Genomic DNA, 18,992 nt, shown 5'->3' on the forward strand with positions numbered 1-18,992 from the left:
ACCGAAACACGAGTGGCTGACTCTCCCACCGCGGAGCGACACGGCAGGTGAGACAGCAGTGGCAGCGATAGTAACAACTGAAACGACTCACACACCGATCGCACAGCAGTCGTGCGATCGGGTGTCCATTGACTTTCAGTGGCTACTATAGACGTCACAGGACAGTGACTGATCGAGCGACTCGAGTCGCCGATACGAGACGGAAAACGGGAAATGATCGATCAGCAGAGGGATAAAATTCCGTCAGTCCGCCAGCGGCGACTCGGTTCCGCGGACGCTGTCGACGATGACATCACCGTCGGGCCGGGACGCGATCCAGAAGAGTTTGTACGCGTCGACTGACCGATCGAACGTCACGTCCGGCTCGGAGCCGACTGCGACCGTTCGGAGCGTCCATTTGAACACGGCGTCTTCGGCCTTCCGGAGGGTCTGTGCGTCGGAGAGTTCCGAGGGGATCACGAGCACGTCGTCGACCGATCGCATCTGCGTCTCCGGGAACGTGTCGGCTTGCACGGCCAGCCGGCGCGCGCGATCGACGGTGACGACATAGTCGAGGTCGCGATCCGCGATCACCGGCCGCTCGATCGTTGCGACCCCGTCGTAGACACGATAAGGATACGCGACGGCACCGACGCGGCCGCTCGAGTCGACGTCCTCGCGCGTGATCGTTGGTGTGATGACCGACAGCTCGGTACGCTCGCGGCGACCGCCTGCGGCATCGCTCGGCGTCGCCGGTGGACGACGTGGCGTGCTCATTTAGTCGTCCTCCTCGTCCCAGTAGTCGGTCGCGTCGACGTGGGCGCGGATGGTGTCGGTCTCCGTGACGGCTTTCGGGGAGACGTCGCGACCACCGTCGGTGACGTAGTCGGGCGCGCCGGTCGGACTCTCGCCGCTCGAGAGCGCCGAGAGTGGTTTGTCGAAGACGTCGAAGTGATCGTCAACACCCTCCGGCGGGCGCGTCAGCAGCGAAACGACGACCAACGTCGTCGTCGAGAGGATAAATGCGGGGAAGAGCCCGTAGGCGCCCACCAGTCCCGAGAGGAACGGCGACGCGTCGACTGCACTCTGAAGCCCGAGCACGCCGAGGAGTGCCGACAGCTGCGTCCACAGGAACATCGTCGCCGTGCCGACGATCATGCTCGCGACCGACCCTTTGGCGGTGACGCGTTTCCACCACAGCGACGCGATCAGCGTCGGGCCGATAGCCGCACCGAGGCCGCCCCAGGCGTAGTCGAGGACGAGCGTGTAGATGGGGGTGTCTTTCGCGATGTAGGCGAAGGCGATACTCGCCGCCCCGAGTGCAAGCGTGACGAGCTGGGAGTAGCGGACGAGTGTCGCCTGGCTCGCGTTCGGGTTGACGTAGCCGTGGTAGACGTCCTCGACGATGGCGCTGGTCGCGACGAGCAGCTGCGAGTCAGCACTGGACATCATCGCGGCGAGAGCCGCCGCCAGGATGATCCCCGCGATGGCACCGGGGAAGAACTCGAGTGTGAGCATCGGCATGACGTTGTTCGGATCGTCGATGCCGCCTTGCCCGAAGACGACCAGCGCGTACAGCCCGACGAAGCCGGCCCCGATGTAGGCGACGAACATGAACAGCTGGGCGACCAGCGCCGCCAGCCGGATGTTCTTGACCTCGTCGATCCCCATGAAGCGCACCATGACGTGTGGGTTGCCGGGGATTCCGAGCCCGATAGCGGCGTAGCTGATGATACCGAAAATCGCCGCCCACCCAGTCATTCCGGCCGTGATGCTCGTGTACGAACTCCCGACGGATGCGAGGTCGTTGAAGGGAAGCCCGTAGTTGGTAAACGCCAGGATCGGCAGGATGATGAACGCGAGCAGGATGATCGCGCCCTGAAAGTAGTCGGACCACGCGACGGCGAAGTAGCCACCGAGCATGGTGTAACCGACGACGATGACGCCGCCGCCGAGGATGCCGACCAGCGGCTCGACACCGGTGAGCACCTCGAGTAGCGTCCCGGCGGCGACGATCTGTGCACCCACGTATCCACCTTCGAAGATCATCAATACGACCGCGGAGACGCCTTTGACGAGTCCGGTGTCGTCCTGCAGACGCGTCTCGAAGAAGGTCGGCAGCGTGACCGCTTTCACGATCTCCGTGTACTTCCGAAGGCGTTTGGCGAGCCCGGCCCAGGCGAACAGATCAGCCGGAATCATGCCGAGCCCGTTGTAGAAGGCCATCACGCCCGTCCCGAAGGCGTCGCTTGGGACACCGAGCGTGAGCCAGCCGCTCATCTCGGAGGCTCGTTCGGAAAAGCCCGTGACGACCGGGCCGACGCTTCGACCGCCGATGACGTAGTCGTCGACGGTGTCCATAAGCCGAGAGGAGTAGAGCCCGATCCCGAGCAGGATGAGGAGATACGCCGCGAACGTTCCGAGGACCCACGCGCCGGCCGAGCCGGCGAGTCCGCTACTTGGCATACTCGCTCTCCTCGTATTGTGCTCGCAGTCGTTTTTCGCGCCGTCCTTCCCAGACGTAGTACACGCCGAGCATCACCAGATACACGGCGAAGGGGCCGAACAGCCACACGAGATCGACCGAACTATTCGCAGGCATTACCGTCGTGTCGACACCACCCGAATATAAGCGCGTCGAGGGAGAGCGCGGTCGAACTGTCAGCCTCTCGAGCGCTAATAGAACGCGGACACGGCGAGGACGACGGCCAGGCCCAGGACGGGATAGTCGACTCGCGAGAACGCAAGCGCCGGAAGCGTGGGGTTCCACGCGAAACACCGCGCCCGCAGTGCGAGCGAGAGCCGATCTGCCCGATCGAACGCACGCGTCACGCCGAGCATGCCGATCGTGCTGGCGCGGTCGACCACGCCCCGTTCGGTTCCCAGCCGGGCGGCCATCGCTTCCCGGATCGTCCGCAGATCGCCACGGAGGACGGGGAGAAACCGGAAGACGAGTCCAACACCGACGCCGAGGAGTTGGCCCGGCTTCCCGGGGATCGTCAGCTGGATCGCGGCTCGAGAGTCACGCACCGGCGTCGATCGGACGTAGGCGGCGCTGACGAGCAGGATGAGCAGCACCCGATAGCTCGCCAGCCCCGACGCGGTGGCGGCCGACCGGTCGAACCAGGGCGGGCCGACGGTGACGCCCGCGAGCAGCGGCGCGAGCGCGAGGACGACTAGCGCGAGCCGGTAGGAGACGAGGGTTCGACGGAGCGACAGCCGCGCTGTGGCCATCGCGACCGCCGTCAGGGCCGAGAAGGCGATGAGCGCACGCGGCGTCGTATGCGCCAGTGCAGTGGCGGCGAACCCGATCTGGACCGCCAGCTTGGCTCGCGGATCGAGCCGGTGTGCGAGGCTCTCGTCTGGTTCGTAGGTCAGCATCGTGTGGTATCCGGCACGCGTACCTCGAGCCCGTCGAGTTCGTCCAGTGCGTCCGCAGGCGGGCCATCGACGGCGACGCGGCCATCGTGCATGGCGATTACCCGGTCGGCGAGCCCGCAAACGTCCCGAAGATCGTGGGTGGCGAGCAGGACGCCGGTTCCGTCGGCCGACAGCGACGCGAGGCGCTCGAGGACCGAGCGGCGCGCGGGGTCGTCCAGTCCAGTAAAGGGTTCGTCGAGAACGAGGTGGGTCGGCTCCATCGCGAGCGCACCCGCGATCGCCACGCGAGACTGCTCACCGCCCGAGAGGGCGTCGATGCGCTCGTCCTCGCGGCCGGCCATGTTCACTGCCTCGAGTGCGGCCGTCACACGGCGGTCGATCTCTGCGCGCTCGAGCCCGAGGTTTTCGGGGCCGAAAGCGATGTCCTCGCCGACGGTCGCGGCGACGAACTGGTCACGCGGGTGCTGGAAGACCATGCCGACGCTCGAGCGGGCGGCGATCAGGTCCTCGGCGACCAGCGTGCCATCGACGAGTACCTCGCCGGAGTCGGGCTCGAGGAGGCCGTTGGAATGGCGCAACAGTGTCGTCTTCCCGCTGCCGTTGGCCCCCGCCAACAGGACGAACTCGCCGGCGTCGATCGACAGCGAGACGTCCTCGAGGACGGGGACATCGTCGAACGCGTGGGAGACGGATCGAAACTCGATCATCGGTACTGCGTGGGCTGGGGAACAGTCATGTCGCGATGCGTTCAGCCTCGACGATTGCGACCACGGCCGCGATCTTGATGAGATCGCCCGGAATAAACAGCACAACGCCGAGCTCGATCGCTTTGACCATGCTGAGGTCAACGACGTATCCGAGCCAGGCGGCCCCGAGCAGGTAGATGACGGTCAGCGCCGCGAGTAGCGTCACGACGAGGACCGGCCGCGACAGGTCGGCGGGATCGCCGGCCTCGCTCCGCCGGTGGACGACAGCGCCGATCAACAGGGCCGCGATCGGATACGACCAGAGATAGCCGGCGCTATCGCCGACGAGGACCCCGAATCCGGCGGCACGTTCGGCGAAGACGGGGAGTCCGACCGCGCCGGCGGTCAGGTACAACAGGAGCGAGAACGCTCCCCAGTACGGGCCGAGGTAGAGTCCCGCGAGATAGACGACGATCACGCCAAGCGATATCGGTACCGGCGAGACCGGGATCGGGATTGACCCGACAAAGACGGTCGCCGCCATCAGCGCTGCGAGGACGGCCGCCCGTGCGAAGGACTTGACGACGTCGTCGTCGACGAGTTCGACTGAATGCTGATCCGTTGCCATACCTCCGCTCTCTCGTAAACCAGGATGAAAACTTCGGTTTCCGAGACGGGGTGTGATCGGACCGACATGTCCTTGCAAGCGGTCACCGGCGCTGTCAGTACATAGAATCGGCGCGAAACAGGATGCTTCCTCTCAGCTTCACTGGCAGTTTCGATCGACCCACGACACGTCAGCGACGGTAGCTTCGAGCGTCAATCGGCCGTCTGCGACCGTCGGACGCAGAACAGGCCGCGGTAATAGCTGATTGTCTCGGTTCGCTAACCGAAACGACCGGCGGCCTTATGCAATCGTTCGGTCCGGTGGTGGGAAAATGAGTAGTCTACGTTCAGGGCCGAAACGGGGCGAAATCGGGGCCACTCCGAAGGGGAGCGCAGGCGTTCGCAGATGCGTTGTGAGAGGTGCCCACAGATGAGACGATCTAAGACGACCGCGACCGCCGTCGTCGTACTGCTTTCGGCCGCGCTGGTCGGCAGCGCCGTCGCGCTGCCGCTGCTGGGTGGAAATAGCGGGCAGGCCGCCGTCGGTGACGAGGCGACCCCCGCGGCGGCCGACGAGTCACCGGCTATATTCGAGCAGGCCGTCGTCCAAAACGACTCGCAACCCACCGCCGAGTCCGAGCTGGTGACCTTCGATCAGGAGGCGACGGCCGACGGTGGGACCGAGCAAGTGACGGGCCAGGAAACCACTGCAGCCGTCGAGGCCGGCGTCGAGGAAGGTGTCGAGCTTGCTCAAGCCCAGGGGATCGAAGTGACACAGGAACAGCGAGCGGCGGCGCTCGAGGGCGCTCGGTCGTCAGTTCAGCAGTATCAGACCGTCGAGGCCGAGCAGGTCCAGGCGGCGACGGCGGGGGCCGTCCACGGCTCGCTGCTCCAGTCCCAGTCGGCCAACGTGACCCAGCTCCAGTCCGCCGTCGGCGGAACGACCGACGGCGCGCTCTCCCAGTCCCAGTCCGCGAACGTGACCCAGATCCAGAGCGCGACGTGGGGCGCGGCACACGGGGCGCTCGCACAGAGCCAGCGCGTCAGCGCCGAGCAGATTCAGGTCGCAAGTCGGGGCGCAGCCGCCGGTGCCGCATACGAGGCGGGCACGAAAGATGTCGGCAAGACACCACACGTTCAGGAGGCTGCCCAGGGCGCGGCCTACGGTGCGCTGACGCAGTACCAGTCGGTCACGGCCGCGCAGCGCCAGCAGGTCACACTCGAGCACGTCCAGCACGCGGCCGCCGGAGGTGCAGCCGGCGCGCTCGCAGGGAGTACGGGCGCGGCGCTCGCACAGGACCAGCGCGTCGACGTCGAGCAGCGCCAGCGGGTGACGATCAAGCAGATTCAGAAGGCTGCGGCCGGCGCGGCGAAGGGGGCGCTCGTCCAGGAGCAGTCGGTGTCGGTCGAGCAGACCCAGGCTGCCGCCCGCGGGGCCGGACAGGGGTCGCTGAAACAGGTTCAGTCGACCCGCCTCGAGCAACGCCAGCGGGTGTCGATCACGCAGGTTCAGGAGGCGTCCTTCGGTGCGGCGAAGGGCGCGATCTCGCAGAGTCAAGAGGCGACCGTCGAACAGATTCAGGCTGCCGCCGACGGAAGCGCGGGCGGCGTGCTCGTCCAGCGCCAGACGGTCTCGATCACGCAGATCCAGTCCGCCGCGGTCGGGGCTGCCGAGGGAGCGGTCACGTCCGCGGTCCAGCGCCAGGAGGTGTCGATCGAGCAGATCCAGGCGGCCGCGTTCGGTGCCGGCGAGGGCGCAGTAACCCAGACGCAACTCGTCGAAGTGACGCAGGTCCAGCGACTCGCCCAGGGCAGTGCGAGCGGTGCCCTGGTCCAGTCACAGTCGGCGACGGTCACGCAGATCCAGACCGCGGCCCGAACCGCTAGTCAGGAGACGGCCCGGCTGGTCCAGTCTCAGCGGATCAGCATCACGCAGCTGCAGACGCTGACCCAGGAGGCCGCAGCCGAGGCGATCGCCTACGCAATCGATGAAGACACCGACGACGTGACCCAGATCACCCAGCGCGTCACGGTCATCGTCGAACAGCGGATCGAAACGATCGACCGGATAGAGGGGACGGCTTCGATCGACTTCCCCGACCAGGAGTCGGACGGCGAGCAGGTCACCATCGCGAACGTCTCGCTCTCGGAAGGCGGGTTCGTCGCGGTTTACGACGGTGTCACCGTCGACGCCGACCCGGCTGCCATCGTCGGTGTCTCGGAGTATCTCGAGGCCGGCGACCACGAGAACGTCACGATCGACCTCGACGAGTCGCTCACGGCCAGCGGTCCGCTGGTGGCAGCCGCCCATCTCGACACGAACGACGACGAGGCGTTCGCGTACGCCGAGTCGGGCGGCGAGGAGGACGTCCCGTACGTCACCGGTGCCGGCGCGCCGGTGATCGACGGCGCGTTCGTGACGGTCACGGACGAACCCGACGAGGCCAACGCGACGCTATCGGTCGCCGATCAGGAGGGGAACGGCTCGACACTCATCGTCGACGAAGCGAACGCGTCCGCCCCCTACTCCGTCACTGCATCATACGACGGTGAGACAGTCGCAAGCGACACGTTCGCGGCCGATGAGGCGGTGACGAATCTCTCACTCGAGTTAGAACCGCCGGTCGAGGAACCCACCACCGTCAACATCTCCGTAGTCGGCGAAGACGGGGCGGCGCTTGCGACCGAGACTATCGAGTACACCGTCGCAGAAGAGCCCGATGAACGGACCGCGACGCTTTCCGTGGCCGACCAGGAAGGCAACGGCTCGACGCTCACCGTCGACGAGGCCAATGCCTCCGTCGAGTACGCGCTCACCGTCACCGACGAAGACGGCGAGACGCGCGCCGAAAGCGACGCGTTCGCCGCCGCCGAACCGCTCACGAACGAGACCCTCGAGTTAGAACCGGCGCTCGAGGAGAATTCGACGCTCGAGGTGGCGGTCGTCGCGACTGAGGACAACGAGTCGCTCGCAAACGACACGCTCGAGTACACAGTCGAGGAATCGGCACCCGAAGAGCCAGAACCCGAGGCGTCGCTCTCGGTCGACAACCAGACGGGCGACGGTGAGACGCTAACGATCGACGGGGCGAGCGCGTCCGTGCCGTACATTCTCTCGGCCGAATACGACGGCGAACGCGTCGACAGCGAGACGATCGAGGCGAACACGACGGTCGCGGACGAGACGCTCGCGCTCGAGCCGCCGATAACGGAGAACACCACCGTCGACGTCTCCGTGCGTACCGCGGCCGACGACGCGGTGCTGGCAACCGACTCCATCGAGTACGCGGTCGAGGAGCTGGAACCCGGCGAACCGACGGCGAACCTCACGGTGGCCGATCAGGTCGGTGACGGCGAAACGCTGACGGTCACGCAGGCGAACGCGTCCGTGCCCTACGCCATCACCGTCACCGACGAGAACGGAACCCAGCTCGCAGCGAGCGACTCGTTCGGTGCGAACGAGACGATCGGTCCCGAGGAGTTCACGCTCGAGCCGCCACTCGAGGAAAACGCGACGCTCGAGGTCGCAGTCGTCGCGGCCGACGACGGGACACCCATCGAGACGGCGACTGTCGAGTACACGGTCGACGGGCCGCCGCCGGGATTCGACGTGGAGTTCACGGGCTGTCAGCGCGCGGTCGTCACCGCGTCGCTTGCGGAGGGTGATCGGGTCGCAGCCAGTACGATCTTCTACGCTCCCGGCGGCGTCGGCAACACCATCGTGGAGGACATGGTTACCGCCGGTGACGAGATCCCGGCACCGTACGATGGAACGATCGTCTTCGAGATCGGTGACGAGCGAGACGTGACGGTGGAAGACGAAAACGTGCGCGTCGAGGTGCCGGATTACGGCACCTTCGGGACGTACATCTCCGGGATCAGTTCACCCGAGCCGGCCGAGGTCGGCAGTATCGACTATCCGAACCCGTTAGAGCAGTGTGACGAGGCGGCCCGACCCGAGCAGCCGTCGATCGCGGTCGCGGAGACGACGCCCACGGAAGACGGCATCGACGTGACGTTCAGCTACGAGAACCCGAACGACGCTCCGCTGGGCTCGTACAGCCGGTTCGTCGAGGGAACCACGACCGACGAACCGCCGTCAGAGTTCGAACCGGGACAGCACACGTTCACCGTCGAGTGGACGCCCGAGAGCGACGACGAACGGCTCGTCTGGGAAGCGGACTTCTCGACGTTCGGCTACGAGGAACCGATCACCGCCGCGACGCCACCCGCCGGCGAACTCGAGCCGTCCCAGCCCGCGACCTTCAACGTCTCGAGCCTGGAAACGAATAGCCCAGTCGAGCAGGGCGTTCCGCTCGAGGTCGACGCCGAAATCGAGAACGTCGGCGGTGAAAACGGGACCCAAAACGTCTCGCTCGCAATTGACGAGACGACTGTCAACGAGACAGAAGTGTCGCTCGAGCCCGGTGAGAACCAGACGGCCTCGTTCACTGTGGACACCGACGACCTCGAGCCCGGTGAGTACCCGCTGTCGGTGGCCACCGAAAACGAGACAGCTGAGACGACGATCACTGTCGAGGAGCCGAGCGAGCCTGCAACCTTCGGCGTCTCGATCGACGAGACCAACAGCCCGGTCATACCGGGTGAACCGCTCGCCGTCGAGGCCACCCTCGAGAACGTCGGTGATCGCGCGGGGACACAGGACGTCGAGATCGCCGTTGACGACACGCCCGGCGAGTCGACAGCGGTGACGCTCGAGCCCGGTGGGACACAGACGGTCACGCTCAACTACGACACGGCGAATCTCGAGCCCGGCGAGTACTCGCTTACAGTGTCGACCGAAAACGAGACGGCCGAAGAGACGGTGATCGTCGAGCAGCCGGCGACGTTCGCTGTCGCCGACGTGACAGCGCCCGAAACCGGTCAGTCCGGTGAGGAGGTGACGGTGAGCGCGACGCTCGAGAACGTCGGTGACCGCGAGGGAACCCAGACGGTAGCCTATGCGATCGACGAGCAGGTCGTCGATGAGTCGTCCGTGACGCTCGCGAGTGGGGAAACGACGGAGATCTCGTTTACGTCACAGTTGCCGCCGGGAACGTCGACGCATACGATCGCGACCGATGACGATCAGGCATCGGTAACGATCGAGGCGGTCCCAGCAGACGGGGGTGCGACGCCTGAACCGGAGCCGCCAGGGCCACCGCAGCCACCCGAACAACCGCCGCAACCACCGCAGCCACCTGTAGAATCTCCGCCGGACACGGGACAAGCCGAGACGACGGACGGCGGCACCGCTGAGACGACTGCCGGTGGGATGGCCGAAGCCGCCGACGAGACGATTGGCGGTGAAAACGAGACGACCGGTGCTGAGTGACATCCTCGCCGGGATTCTCTCGCTGATAAAAGATAGGAATTCGGCAGCCGCTCAGTGCTGGTGGCCGGTCGCTTCGCCGAACGTGACGCCGAAGCGTTCCTCGAACAGATCCATCACTTCGGCTTCCTGAGCCTCGAGGTCTTCGTCTGCCTCGTGGCCGTGGTGGACGATGTGGTGGGCGCGGCTGGCAAACGAGAGGAGTACGAGGTCGCCGACCGTTTCGGCGTCGGTCTGGTCGCCCTCGGCGACGAGGTCGACGAGGCCGGATGGAACCGTGACCTCGTCGGTCTCGCCGTCGTCAGAACTGATCGAGAAGGTCGTCGTCTGAACTTCGTCTGTCATACCCTTACGGTCGGGAAGCGTGCCTAAAGGTGCTGTGGCTTGCACCGGGATCTGCCTGCTTCCGAACGGCGTGGCTTAGACCGCCGTGGTGTTTTTGCTGCTCGGCGACGAACGATCGACTATGCCATCCGTCGAACTCGACGAGGAGACGATCGAGCGCCTCGATGGGCTGCGCGTCGAGGACGAATCCTACGACGAGCTCGTCATGGAACTCGTCAACATTTACGAATCGAGCGAGTACACAATGTTCCACGCCGGTGACTGACCGGTAGACCCGTTACTGGCCGTCGGTGGCAGCGTGTCGAACCGTCTCCCATCGGCCCTTCGACTCGAGGTGTGACTGCAGTTCCGCGGCGTAGGCCTGTGTGAGCCGTTCGGCTGCCTCCCGCTGTTCTCGCTGGTCGTCGCTCCCGTCGTCACCTACCCCGAGTGCGCCCATGATCGAGTCGAGGAGCCCGCCGCTCGAGGTGTCCGAGCCGCCCCGGTCGGCACCCGGACCGCCCATCGCGCCCATTCCTGACTGAATGTTCTCGAGTTCGGGGATGATCCCCTCGAGTTTGTCCGTGTTGGCGACGATCCGCGCCTGTTCGGGATCGTCGGGGTGTTCGATCTCGAACTCCGTGGCGGTCATGATCAGACTCCACTGCTGATTGGAGAACTGCGACTGCTGGATCCGCTCGGCGAACGCCTGATCGACGGCCATCCGCTCGCCGACGATCCGATCCGTCCACGGGGTGTCGCTCATGGCCCCCGATTGGACTGGTGGCTGTATCAGCGTTTCCCTCCCGCGTGTCGCCAATCGAGACGCCGAAAAGCCGTCACCCGAACTGACCGTCGTTCATGTCAGAATAACGTTAATATATGCGACCGTTGTATGATAGCACATGACACTGTACGATAGCATTCTCGTTCCGACGGATGGCTCTCGGGAGGTCGAGCAGGCACTCGAGCACGCGTTCGACCTCGCAGCCACGCACAATGCGACGATCCACGCGTTGTACGTCATCAATGCAGCCGGCTATGGCGGACTGCAGATGGAAGCGGCTCTCGAGGGGATTGCCACCGCCTTACACGGCGAAGGTGAGGCTGCAGTCAATCGCGTCGAGCAACTCGCGCCGGCGAACGTCACGGTCGAAACAACAGTGCGCAAGGGGGCACCGAGTCAGGTCATCGTCGATGAGGCTGACACAGTGGCGTGTGATCTGGTGGTGATGGGGACACACGGCCGCGGCGGGATCGATCGACTGCTGCTCGGCAGCGTCACCGAACGGGTCGTCCGTCGGTCGCCGGTCCCTGTCCTGACAGTGCAGGTCGAACAGGACGATGCCGCGGACTCATCCGAACGGTCGCGGATCGCGCTCAAGTGACGTGAGCGCGACTCGTGGCCACCCACCCACTTCCGGCGGGAACGCCGATGCGAATCGGATAACCGAAGCGGGACAACGCTCAGCACTGGGCTACCCGACAGGAGACAGTTCGTCGCCGATCAGACTGGGCGCAGATGCTCACAGTCACCTGCCGAGACCGTCTCCCGGCCCTCGTCGGTCTCGACCACGAGCGCACCCGATTCCGTCACGTCGACTGCGTCCCCGACTACTTCACCCGACGGGCGATCGACCCGGACGTGCTGTCCGAGCGTATGCGACAGGTCGCGCCACGCTGGAACGATGGCCTCGAGGTCGTTGCGGTAACGGTCGAACTCCTCTAAGAACCGCTGGACGAAGCGCCGCCGATCGACGTCGCCGGCCTCGTCGCGGATGCTGGTTGCACCCTCGGGAAGCGTGTCGGCGTCGATATTCGCGTTCACGCCGACGCCGACGATGATCCACTCGACGCGATCCATCTCGCCTTCCATCTCCGTGAGAATGCCCGTGAGCTTCCGGTAGTCGCCCTCGTCACCGACCGGGACGACCACGTCGTTTGGCCACTTGATCTGGGCGTCGACGCCCGCTTCTCGAGCCGCCGTCGCCGCTGCGACCGCCGACGCGAGCGTATAGAGCGGTGCCTGTGCGGGCGTGATCTCGGGTCGGGAGATGACGCTTACCCAGACACCACCCGACGGTGCGGTCCACTCACGCTCGAGACGGCCGCGGCTGCCGACCTGTTCGTCCGCGAGGACAGCAACGTCCGCTGCGCCGTCGGCGGCGAGTTCGCGGGCCCGATCGTTCGTGCTCCCCACGGCGTCGTGATACTCGACCGAAAACGGGGCCTCGAGTCCGAACTCGACTGCCGGCGCGTTGTACGCCGTCACCTCGCCGAGTTCGTAGCCGTTCGACCCACTCTCGATATCGAAGTCAGCGTCGCGTAACGCCTCGATGTGTTTCCAGACCGCCGCCCGCGAGATGTCGAGCGACTCGGCCAGTTCCGGTCCCGACACCGGCCCGTCGGCGAGCGCCTCGAGAACCGCTCGTCGCGTTTCGTTCATGGCCTCGAAAGGGGGCCGCTCGTATTTCAATCGGCTGGATTCGTCCGGTCGCCGCCGACGGCAGTGATACGGTCTGCCGTCACTGTGTCTTGGCGCACCCGCATGACGAGTCGCGGATGTGCCGACCCTGACTGACAGGAGTCCGTATGAGAAGAAACAGTGCCGTCGGCTCGCTTACGCGCGCAGTTCGCGCAGTTTCTCGCGGCCCGGCGCGATCAGTTCGTCGAGGTAGGTCGCAAGCGTCCCCTTCGCGTCGGCGGGGTGGAGCTCGCCCGACTCGAGGTCCGCAGCGAGAGGCTCGTAGTCGTCGTAGGTCAAATCGCCGCCGTACTTCTCGGGACGTTCGACGACGACTTCGTCGAACCGCGGGAAGACGTGGTATTCGAAGAGTTCGAGCACGGGATTCTCGAGGTCGTCCTCTGGCTCCCGTGTTGGCGGACAGAACGCCGAGTTGACTTTCTCCTCGAGTTCCTCGGTCGAGTCCTCCATCGAGATGGTGATCCCTTCGCTCGAGGACATCTTCCCCTCGCCGCTGGTGAGGTCGGCGACGATCGGCGTATGGAGGGCGGGCCGGACCTCGTAGTCGAGTTCGGGCAGTTTCTCGCGGGCGAGCATGTGGACCTTGCGCTGATCGAGTCCACCGACCGCGAGATCGAGGTCGAGGTATTCGATGTCCAGGGTCTGCATCAGCGGGTAGACGAGGTGGCTCACCTTGGCCGTCTCGTCACCCTGCAGTTCGGCCATCGCACGCTGAGCGCGGTTCATCGTCGTCGCCTGCTCGAGGTAGTGGAGATCGAGCGCGTAGTCGTCGTCGAGCTGGAACTCCGAGCCGTAGACGAACTCGGTCTTGTCCTCGTCGAGCCCGTAGGCGAGGAACTGGGCTTTCATCTGCTCGGCGGTGTCGCGGATCTCCTCGAGCGTACCCTTCTCGTTGAGGTATGCGTGGACGTCCGCCAGCAGGACGACGATGTCCATGCCCGCTTCCTGCAGATCGATGAGCTTGTTCGCAGTCAAGAGATGGCCGAGGTGGAGCACGCCGGAGGGCTCGTAGCCGACGTAGGCGCGTTTCCCCGCCGGGTCGTCGGCGAGGTCGCGGACCTCCTCGTCGGTGACGACCTCCTCGGCGTTGCGCGTGACTAACTCGTAAGTGTCCATGTGTGGCAGGAACCGGAGGAGGAATTTATACTTCCTGAAAGGCACTTGGCCTGACTCGAGCGGGTCGCCACACGGATACATGAGGACTCAGTATCGGATTCCGAGACAGGAGAGCTGACTTCCGCGGTTGCATAACAGGACCCATACCGCTCGTCTCGAGGGAGTACGCGAGATCAGCGTGAACTGCCAGCCCAATACTCTTCCGGCCGGTCGTCATAGCCGTGCCAATCAATGAGCTACCGAGAGGACATCGTCAACGCCGTGCGCCGGAGTCTCATACCACAGCTTCACTTCCTCTTTCGAGGCACGTTCGGCGGCTACGCGATCAGTCACACGACCGCCGACGAGTACGTGCTAACGGCCCACTGCTCGGAGCAGGCGATCGAGGACATCCTCGAGCGACTGGGATTCTCGCGCAATCCGATCGCCGCGCTCAAGGTCAGAGTGGACGGCAACACCTCCGAAGGGTCGTGGGTGTGGCGGCCGTCGCTGCTCGCCGACAAGCAGCTGCACATCGTCCTCCACGACCTCGAGAACCAGTCGGGAGTCGACATCTACGCCCACTGGGAGTGCTCGTGGATTCGCCACCCATACAGACACTACCTCACCCGCGGCTACGACGCCGAGACGGGCGTCGCGCTGGCCCGATACTGGCTCATCGACGGCGACGAACTCGAGTACGGGCCGGGAATCAATTACGAAATCGACAACTCGCTCGCGCGGTCGCTTAGCGAACGGCTGTGGCTGTCGTACTACCGGGTCGAAGAGGGCATTGGATCTCTCAGGTCGAAACTGCCGTTCGTCGACGGTGTCGAGAAACAACAAGTCATCGAGCGCGACGGTGCGCGCGATTCCGTGTCACCGACAATTCCCGGAGCACCCTGAATATCGGTCCGATGAAACCGGTCAGAGATCGCCCGATCGGATGCGTTCTTCCGCGTTCTCGAGCGCCCGCTCCCGATCGAAGTCTTCGATAATCGCCCGCAGTTCAGCCTCGTCAGCGTCCGCTAACGCCTGCGCGTGCTCGGTCATGTTCGGCACCGCGCGGATGATGTTATCGACAATCGGCACGTCAGCTACCTGCGGCGAGCGTGACAGCGGGTTGAGGTCGATCACGATCTCGGTCTTACCCATTTCGTCTAACGCTTCGGCACGGTCGCCGTCCTCAAGCGGGACGAGCACCACGTCCGCGTCGTAGATGCCGTCGGCGTCGACTTTCGCTCGCTTGTGCTCTAAGTTCGGAATGCGCGCGTCGGCCTCGAGTCCCTTCACGTCCTCCGCACCGTGGTCGCGTAGATGGTCGGCGATGGCGTCGATCCGTTCCGGGGTGCGATTAAAGAGATTGACCTCGAGGTCGGCGTCGACGGCGGCGGCGAGGTCGACCATCTCGCCGGGGACCAGCGCCGCCACGTTGCCGTTGATCGAAAGCACCGGGTGCTCGGCCAGCAGCAGGTGGGCTGCGGCCGCCCGTTCGGCCGCGTCGGCGCTCGGGATCGTCTCCTCGCCCAGCAGGTAGTCGAACGCGCTGCCTCGTCCCTCGGCGTGCATCCCCTGGAGGTGTGTGATCCCCTTCTCGACGCCCTGCTCGATCCGGTGGCGAGTGAGCAGGTCCTGATATCTGGGGTGGTCCTCCGGAATCTCCTCCTCGTGCTCGACATCGGCGGAGACGCTGTCGTAGTCGCTCACGAGCGAGGACTCGCACCGATCGATAAAAAGTCGACTGATACCCGCCTGAGACCGGAGTACGCGGCGACCGTGATGCAGCCGAGAGCCCGGTTACACTGGTTCCGAACCCGGCTCACCCGCATCAGCCACACGGAGCAGCGGCTCGCTGATGTGGAACCGGCTCGCCGATCGGTCCGTTCGTATCGACGGGTTGTTCGACGCGATAGATCGTCACCGACTCGATATCGCCCGGCGTCTGCTCACATACGTACGCTGCGGCTGGCTGGACGACGCCGTCGGCACCCTGTGACTTCGTCCCATATCGTTTCCAGAGCGTCGTTGAATACCGTTCCATGGCGTTTGGTGGGCGATCGAAATCCATCGTCTCACCGTCGATGAGATCGATCGACGTCCCGGACTCGTACTCGGCTTCGACGACGTACCAGCTGTACGAATCCGGCGGGGCTGGCGCGAAAAACGCCCAGCTCGCGCTCTCGAGTGTGCTGTCTGCCGCCGAGGATGGCGTCTCGACGAGCCCTGCCGCGGCGACCTGCCAGCCGACCAGCATGACGAACAGACAGACGAGTACCCCTGCTGTAGCGAGGCGTGTGCCGCGTCGGACGAGCGGGGACCGGACGAAACCAAGTCGTGGAGATTCGGGTGGCTCTCTCAGAAGTGGCGTCAACCGGGACGAGACGCCGCTTTCGGTAACGAGTCGGTCGACGTGCTCCCAGAGTCGGGGCGGGAGGAACAACAGCACGACCGCGCTCATGATGAACGGAAAGGCACCGAGCCGCATCGTTGCGGCCATCGAAAGGTGTGCACCGACGAACGCGACGACGGTCGCGATCCGGAGCCAGCCGGTTGCGAGCACGAGCAGCACCGACGCAGACAGCACAGCGGTCCAGAGCCAGTTGATCCCGGTGAGGACTGCGGGATACTCCGCGAGGGTCGGACCCAACAGGTAGACGAAGTCTTCCAACTGAAAGACTCGTTGGACCGCCACGCCGCTCGTCCAGGCATCGCTCTGGAACTTGAGGATCGCGTTGATCGCATAGATCACGACGATATGGAGAAGAACCGTGGCAGTTGCCACCGAAACGATCCGGTCGTCGGCCTGTCGGTGGCGGCCACGAAGTGCCCACCGTGTGTCGAGCGGCAGAAACGCTCCGAAGACCAGCACTGAAATAAGGACTGTATCGCCTCCGTTGACCAGATATGGATTGCGAGCGTGCAACGACGCGAGCAGCAACGCCAACCCGATTGCCGCGAATCGAGATCGATAGCCAACGAGTAGACATACGGCGAGCATACTCGTGAGTCCCAGCAACAGCGCTTGTGCCCACAGGGACCCGGACATCGCGTGCAAGGACACCGTGCGAGCGTCGGAGACGTCTCCACGAGTGCGGCCCGAGGGAAGACCCCCTCATCCGTGTAGAACATCGCCAGTTGCGGGGCCCGAAGAACGAGGAGATCGGCGATGACAACGAGGGCAACCCCGATTCGAAACGCGCCCAGCGCTCGAGGATCGATCCCGAAATGGGACCGGAGACGCGCCCGAAGCGACGTGGCTCTCGCTTCGTCACCGTCAGACGTGGTCGGCGATGGAGCAGGAGAGGCAGGCATGGTGACCAGCGTGGCTGATCGCCGACTTTCAACCCAGCCTATAAGTGTTTTCTCCTTATTCGATGGCGCAAGAACCCACGCCAGACTGCGCGGCACCTGCGCTTCACACTTACCGCAGCATGGCACCGGCCGGATGGGTGGCACAGACCGACGGCTCGTAGCCCGCATCGGACAGCCCTGTCCCGAGTGCGAAGACGGTCTCACCAAGCATGGCCATCGAAGCCTGTCCCTCGACCGCCGAGACGTCGGCGATTGCCTCTCTGACCTGCTCCGTCAACAGTTCCGCATCGCGTGCGAACCGGCGCGACGCATACAGAAAGGACAGCAACGTCGGCTCGTCGACGACTCGAGCGAGTGCCTCTTTTCCGGCGGCTGTTAGCTGATCGGTATCGTCCGACAGTACGTCGGCCGTCGAGAGCTGGCCGAACGAGACGTACTCGACGCGTGCCCGTGCCGGAATCGCGTCGATGACGTTGTGCTGTGAGCCGCCGGGCTCGAGACGGATCGGGATGCCGCCGTGTGCCTGCGCGACCACGTCGCCGAGGCCGGTCCCAGCCTGTACCTCTGCCCCGTGGGCGATCGTGACCAGTTCGTTCGTCGAGAGCTTGCGTCCGAACACGCAGTTGGCTGCAAGCGCCGTCCCGAGTGCCATCGCCCCCGAGATGCCGAATCCGGCACCGAGCGGCAGGTCGGATTCTGCCTCGACGCGTGCGGTCACGTTGAGCGTCTCGAGGACGGTACGAACGGGATCGATCGCGAGTTCCTCGCCGTCGAGCACGATCGTCGACTCGCCGGATGTCGGTTCGACCGTCACCTCGACGCCGTCGGTCAGCGTCAGCCCCGCACCCCGGGAACCGGCTTTCGTCGGATCCTCGTCCGGGTGCGCGCTGAAAAAGCCCGTGATATGCCCTGGTACGAACGCGGTCGCCTCCTCACGCATTGGGCACCCTTACAACTGAGGTGATATAATAGTGAAGATTCGACACGGCGTTCGTCGACCGTCAGCGATACGATCCCTGACCGGCCTCGAGGCTGCCGTCGACGGCGATCCAGTCCGCTTGCGAGCCACCGAGCGCGACAGTCACCTCGTCGCTGTACCAATTACCGCTCCAGCCGCCGACCCACCACGAGTTCTCGCCGCGGTGTGAGACGCGGATCGAAACGTCGGTCGACGGATCGGCGTCGTACTCGGCATAGACGAAGCCGGTATACTCCTGACAACGTTCCGCTCCGTCGAGACACGCCGTCTCAGTGACGTCGACGCGTGGCTCGAGTACTGGCTCCGTGCCGACCGGCTCGCGCGTCTCGATTCGCTCGTCGCTCTCGATCCGGAGAGTCAGTTCGTACTGGTCGCGGTCGCGGACGAACATGTCGGGGTCGTCCGGATCGTACTCGTCGGCCGTGATCGGTTCCGTCCGCCCCATCTCGCCCTCTTCGACGACCCGGTAATACTCGGGGTCGACGACGAACTCGTCGGCAGTCACCTCGAGCATCGGGCCGCGGTCGGTCTCGACGATTCGAGATGAGAACGCGTCGGGCTGGGCGTAGTAGTCGCCATCCTCGAGCGCACCAGTAACGGACACCTCACCGTCCGAGACCGGCACCGGGACGAGCACCGTCGCGTTCGTCAGCGTCCCGTTCGTCGTGATTTCGACGTCGTAGCTGTACTCGCTCGTATAACTGTCCTCGGCGAGCGTCTCGGAGAGCACGACGAGTCCGCCGATCAGGAGTGCGGCGACGATCACCACAGCCAGGAGTCCGATACCGAGAGTGCGTTTCTGGGTCATGAAAG

Annotated in this window: 17 protein-coding genes and 1 pseudogene; 4 read left to right on the top strand and 14 right to left on the bottom strand. The window is 64.9% G+C overall.

Going from position 1 to position 18,992, the window contains the following annotated elements; translation table 11 throughout:
• Positions 1 to 243: 243 nt before the first annotated feature.
• The 6 genes from E2L06_RS12295 to E2L06_RS12315 form a co-directional block, all read right to left on the bottom strand.
• Entirely contained in the window at positions 244 to 756 is a 513-nt protein-coding gene (locus E2L06_RS12295; protein ID WP_138781837.1) for a hypothetical protein, read from the bottom strand.
• Complete coding sequence (locus tag E2L06_RS12300; protein ID WP_138781839.1) at positions 757 to 2,445, bottom strand: sodium/proline symporter; 1,689 nt, start codon at positions 2,443 to 2,445, stop codon at positions 757 to 759.
• Positions 2,435 to 2,581 carry a hypothetical protein gene (locus E2L06_RS21915; RefSeq protein WP_171052360.1) on the bottom strand — a complete coding sequence of 49 codons (147 nt, stop codon included), beginning with the start codon at positions 2,579 to 2,581 and terminating at the stop codon, positions 2,435 to 2,437. The genes E2L06_RS12300 and E2L06_RS21915 overlap by 11 nt, the downstream gene beginning before the upstream one ends.
• 74 nt (positions 2,582 to 2,655) lie before the next feature.
• Positions 2,656 to 3,360 (bottom strand): energy-coupling factor transporter transmembrane protein EcfT, encoded by a 705-nt coding sequence (locus tag E2L06_RS12305; protein WP_138781841.1) that lies wholly within the window; start codon positions 3,358 to 3,360, stop codon positions 2,656 to 2,658.
• On the bottom strand, positions 3,354 to 4,067 hold the full coding sequence (locus E2L06_RS12310; RefSeq protein WP_138781843.1) for an energy-coupling factor ABC transporter ATP-binding protein: 714 nt from the start codon (positions 4,065 to 4,067) through the stop codon (positions 3,354 to 3,356). Before E2L06_RS12310 ends, E2L06_RS12305 begins: the two co-directional genes overlap by 7 nt.
• Before the next feature lie 25 nt (positions 4,068 to 4,092).
• Positions 4,093 to 4,674, bottom strand: coding sequence for a biotin transporter BioY (locus E2L06_RS12315; RefSeq protein WP_138781845.1), 582 nt, complete (start codon positions 4,672 to 4,674; stop codon positions 4,093 to 4,095).
• Between the two features lie 408 nt (positions 4,675 to 5,082).
• On the opposite strand from E2L06_RS12315, the gene E2L06_RS12320 reads away from it, so the two are divergent.
• Entirely contained in the window at positions 5,083 to 9,987 is a 4,905-nt protein-coding gene (locus tag E2L06_RS12320) for a hypothetical protein (protein ID WP_249361431.1), read from the top strand.
• Positions 9,988 to 10,038: 51 nt separating this feature from the next.
• Here E2L06_RS12320 and E2L06_RS12325 read toward each other — a convergent pair whose 3' ends face one another.
• Entirely contained in the window at positions 10,039 to 10,329 is a 291-nt protein-coding gene (locus tag E2L06_RS12325) for a hypothetical protein (protein WP_008011628.1), read from the bottom strand.
• A gap of 121 nt (positions 10,330 to 10,450) precedes the next feature.
• Between E2L06_RS12325 and E2L06_RS21920 the strand changes: the two genes are divergently transcribed.
• Complete coding sequence (locus E2L06_RS21920; RefSeq protein WP_171052361.1) at positions 10,451 to 10,594, top strand: hypothetical protein; 144 nt, start codon at positions 10,451 to 10,453, stop codon at positions 10,592 to 10,594.
• Between the two features lie 12 nt (positions 10,595 to 10,606).
• Here the strand turns inward: E2L06_RS21920 and E2L06_RS12330 are convergent, their stop codons facing one another.
• Complete coding sequence (locus tag E2L06_RS12330; RefSeq protein WP_138781847.1) at positions 10,607 to 11,074, bottom strand: DUF5799 family protein; 468 nt, start codon at positions 11,072 to 11,074, stop codon at positions 10,607 to 10,609.
• A 145-nt stretch (positions 11,075 to 11,219) separates the two neighbouring features.
• Between E2L06_RS12330 and E2L06_RS12335 the strand changes: the two genes are divergently transcribed.
• Positions 11,220 to 11,696 carry a universal stress protein gene (locus E2L06_RS12335; protein WP_138782553.1) on the top strand — a complete coding sequence of 159 codons (477 nt, stop codon included), beginning with the start codon at positions 11,220 to 11,222 and terminating at the stop codon, positions 11,694 to 11,696.
• A gap of 119 nt (positions 11,697 to 11,815) precedes the next feature.
• Here the strand turns inward: E2L06_RS12335 and E2L06_RS12340 are convergent, their stop codons facing one another.
• Together E2L06_RS12340 and E2L06_RS12345 are read right to left on the bottom strand one after the other, a co-directional pair.
• Entirely contained in the window at positions 11,816 to 12,754 is a 939-nt protein-coding gene (locus tag E2L06_RS12340) for a biotin--[acetyl-CoA-carboxylase] ligase (protein WP_138781849.1), read from the bottom strand.
• A gap of 174 nt (positions 12,755 to 12,928) precedes the next feature.
• Positions 12,929 to 13,909, bottom strand: a complete 981-nt coding sequence (locus E2L06_RS12345; protein WP_138781851.1) for a tyrosine--tRNA ligase — start codon at positions 13,907 to 13,909, stop codon at positions 12,929 to 12,931.
• 231 nt (positions 13,910 to 14,140) lie between these two features.
• Between E2L06_RS12345 and E2L06_RS12350 the strand changes: the two genes are divergently transcribed.
• Positions 14,141 to 14,794, top strand: a complete 654-nt coding sequence (locus tag E2L06_RS12350; RefSeq protein ID WP_138781854.1) for a hypothetical protein — start codon at positions 14,141 to 14,143, stop codon at positions 14,792 to 14,794.
• Between the two features lie 21 nt (positions 14,795 to 14,815).
• Here E2L06_RS12350 and E2L06_RS12355 read toward each other — a convergent pair whose 3' ends face one another.
• The 4 genes and pseudogenes from E2L06_RS12355 to E2L06_RS12370 form a co-directional block, all read right to left on the bottom strand.
• Positions 14,816 to 15,595, bottom strand: a complete 780-nt coding sequence (locus E2L06_RS12355) for a 4-phosphopantoate--beta-alanine ligase (RefSeq protein WP_138781856.1) — start codon at positions 15,593 to 15,595, stop codon at positions 14,816 to 14,818.
• Between the two features lie 121 nt (positions 15,596 to 15,716).
• Positions 15,717 to 17,200 (bottom strand): annotated as a pseudogene (locus tag E2L06_RS12360) (HTTM domain-containing protein).
• Between the two features lie 109 nt (positions 17,201 to 17,309).
• The gene (locus E2L06_RS12365) at positions 17,310 to 18,140 is read right to left on the bottom strand and encodes a pantoate kinase (RefSeq protein ID WP_138781858.1); all 831 of its coding nucleotides are present in this window, start codon (positions 18,138 to 18,140) and stop codon (positions 17,310 to 17,312) included.
• 61 nt (positions 18,141 to 18,201) lie between these two features.
• On the bottom strand, positions 18,202 to 18,987 hold the full coding sequence (locus E2L06_RS12370) for a hypothetical protein (protein ID WP_138781860.1): 786 nt from the start codon (positions 18,985 to 18,987) through the stop codon (positions 18,202 to 18,204).
• Between the last annotated feature and the right edge of the window lie 5 nt (positions 18,988 to 18,992).

The sequence above is a fragment of the Haloterrigena sp. H1 genome (assembly GCF_005938085.1).
GTDB lineage: Archaea > Halobacteriota > Halobacteria > Halobacteriales > Natrialbaceae > Natrinema.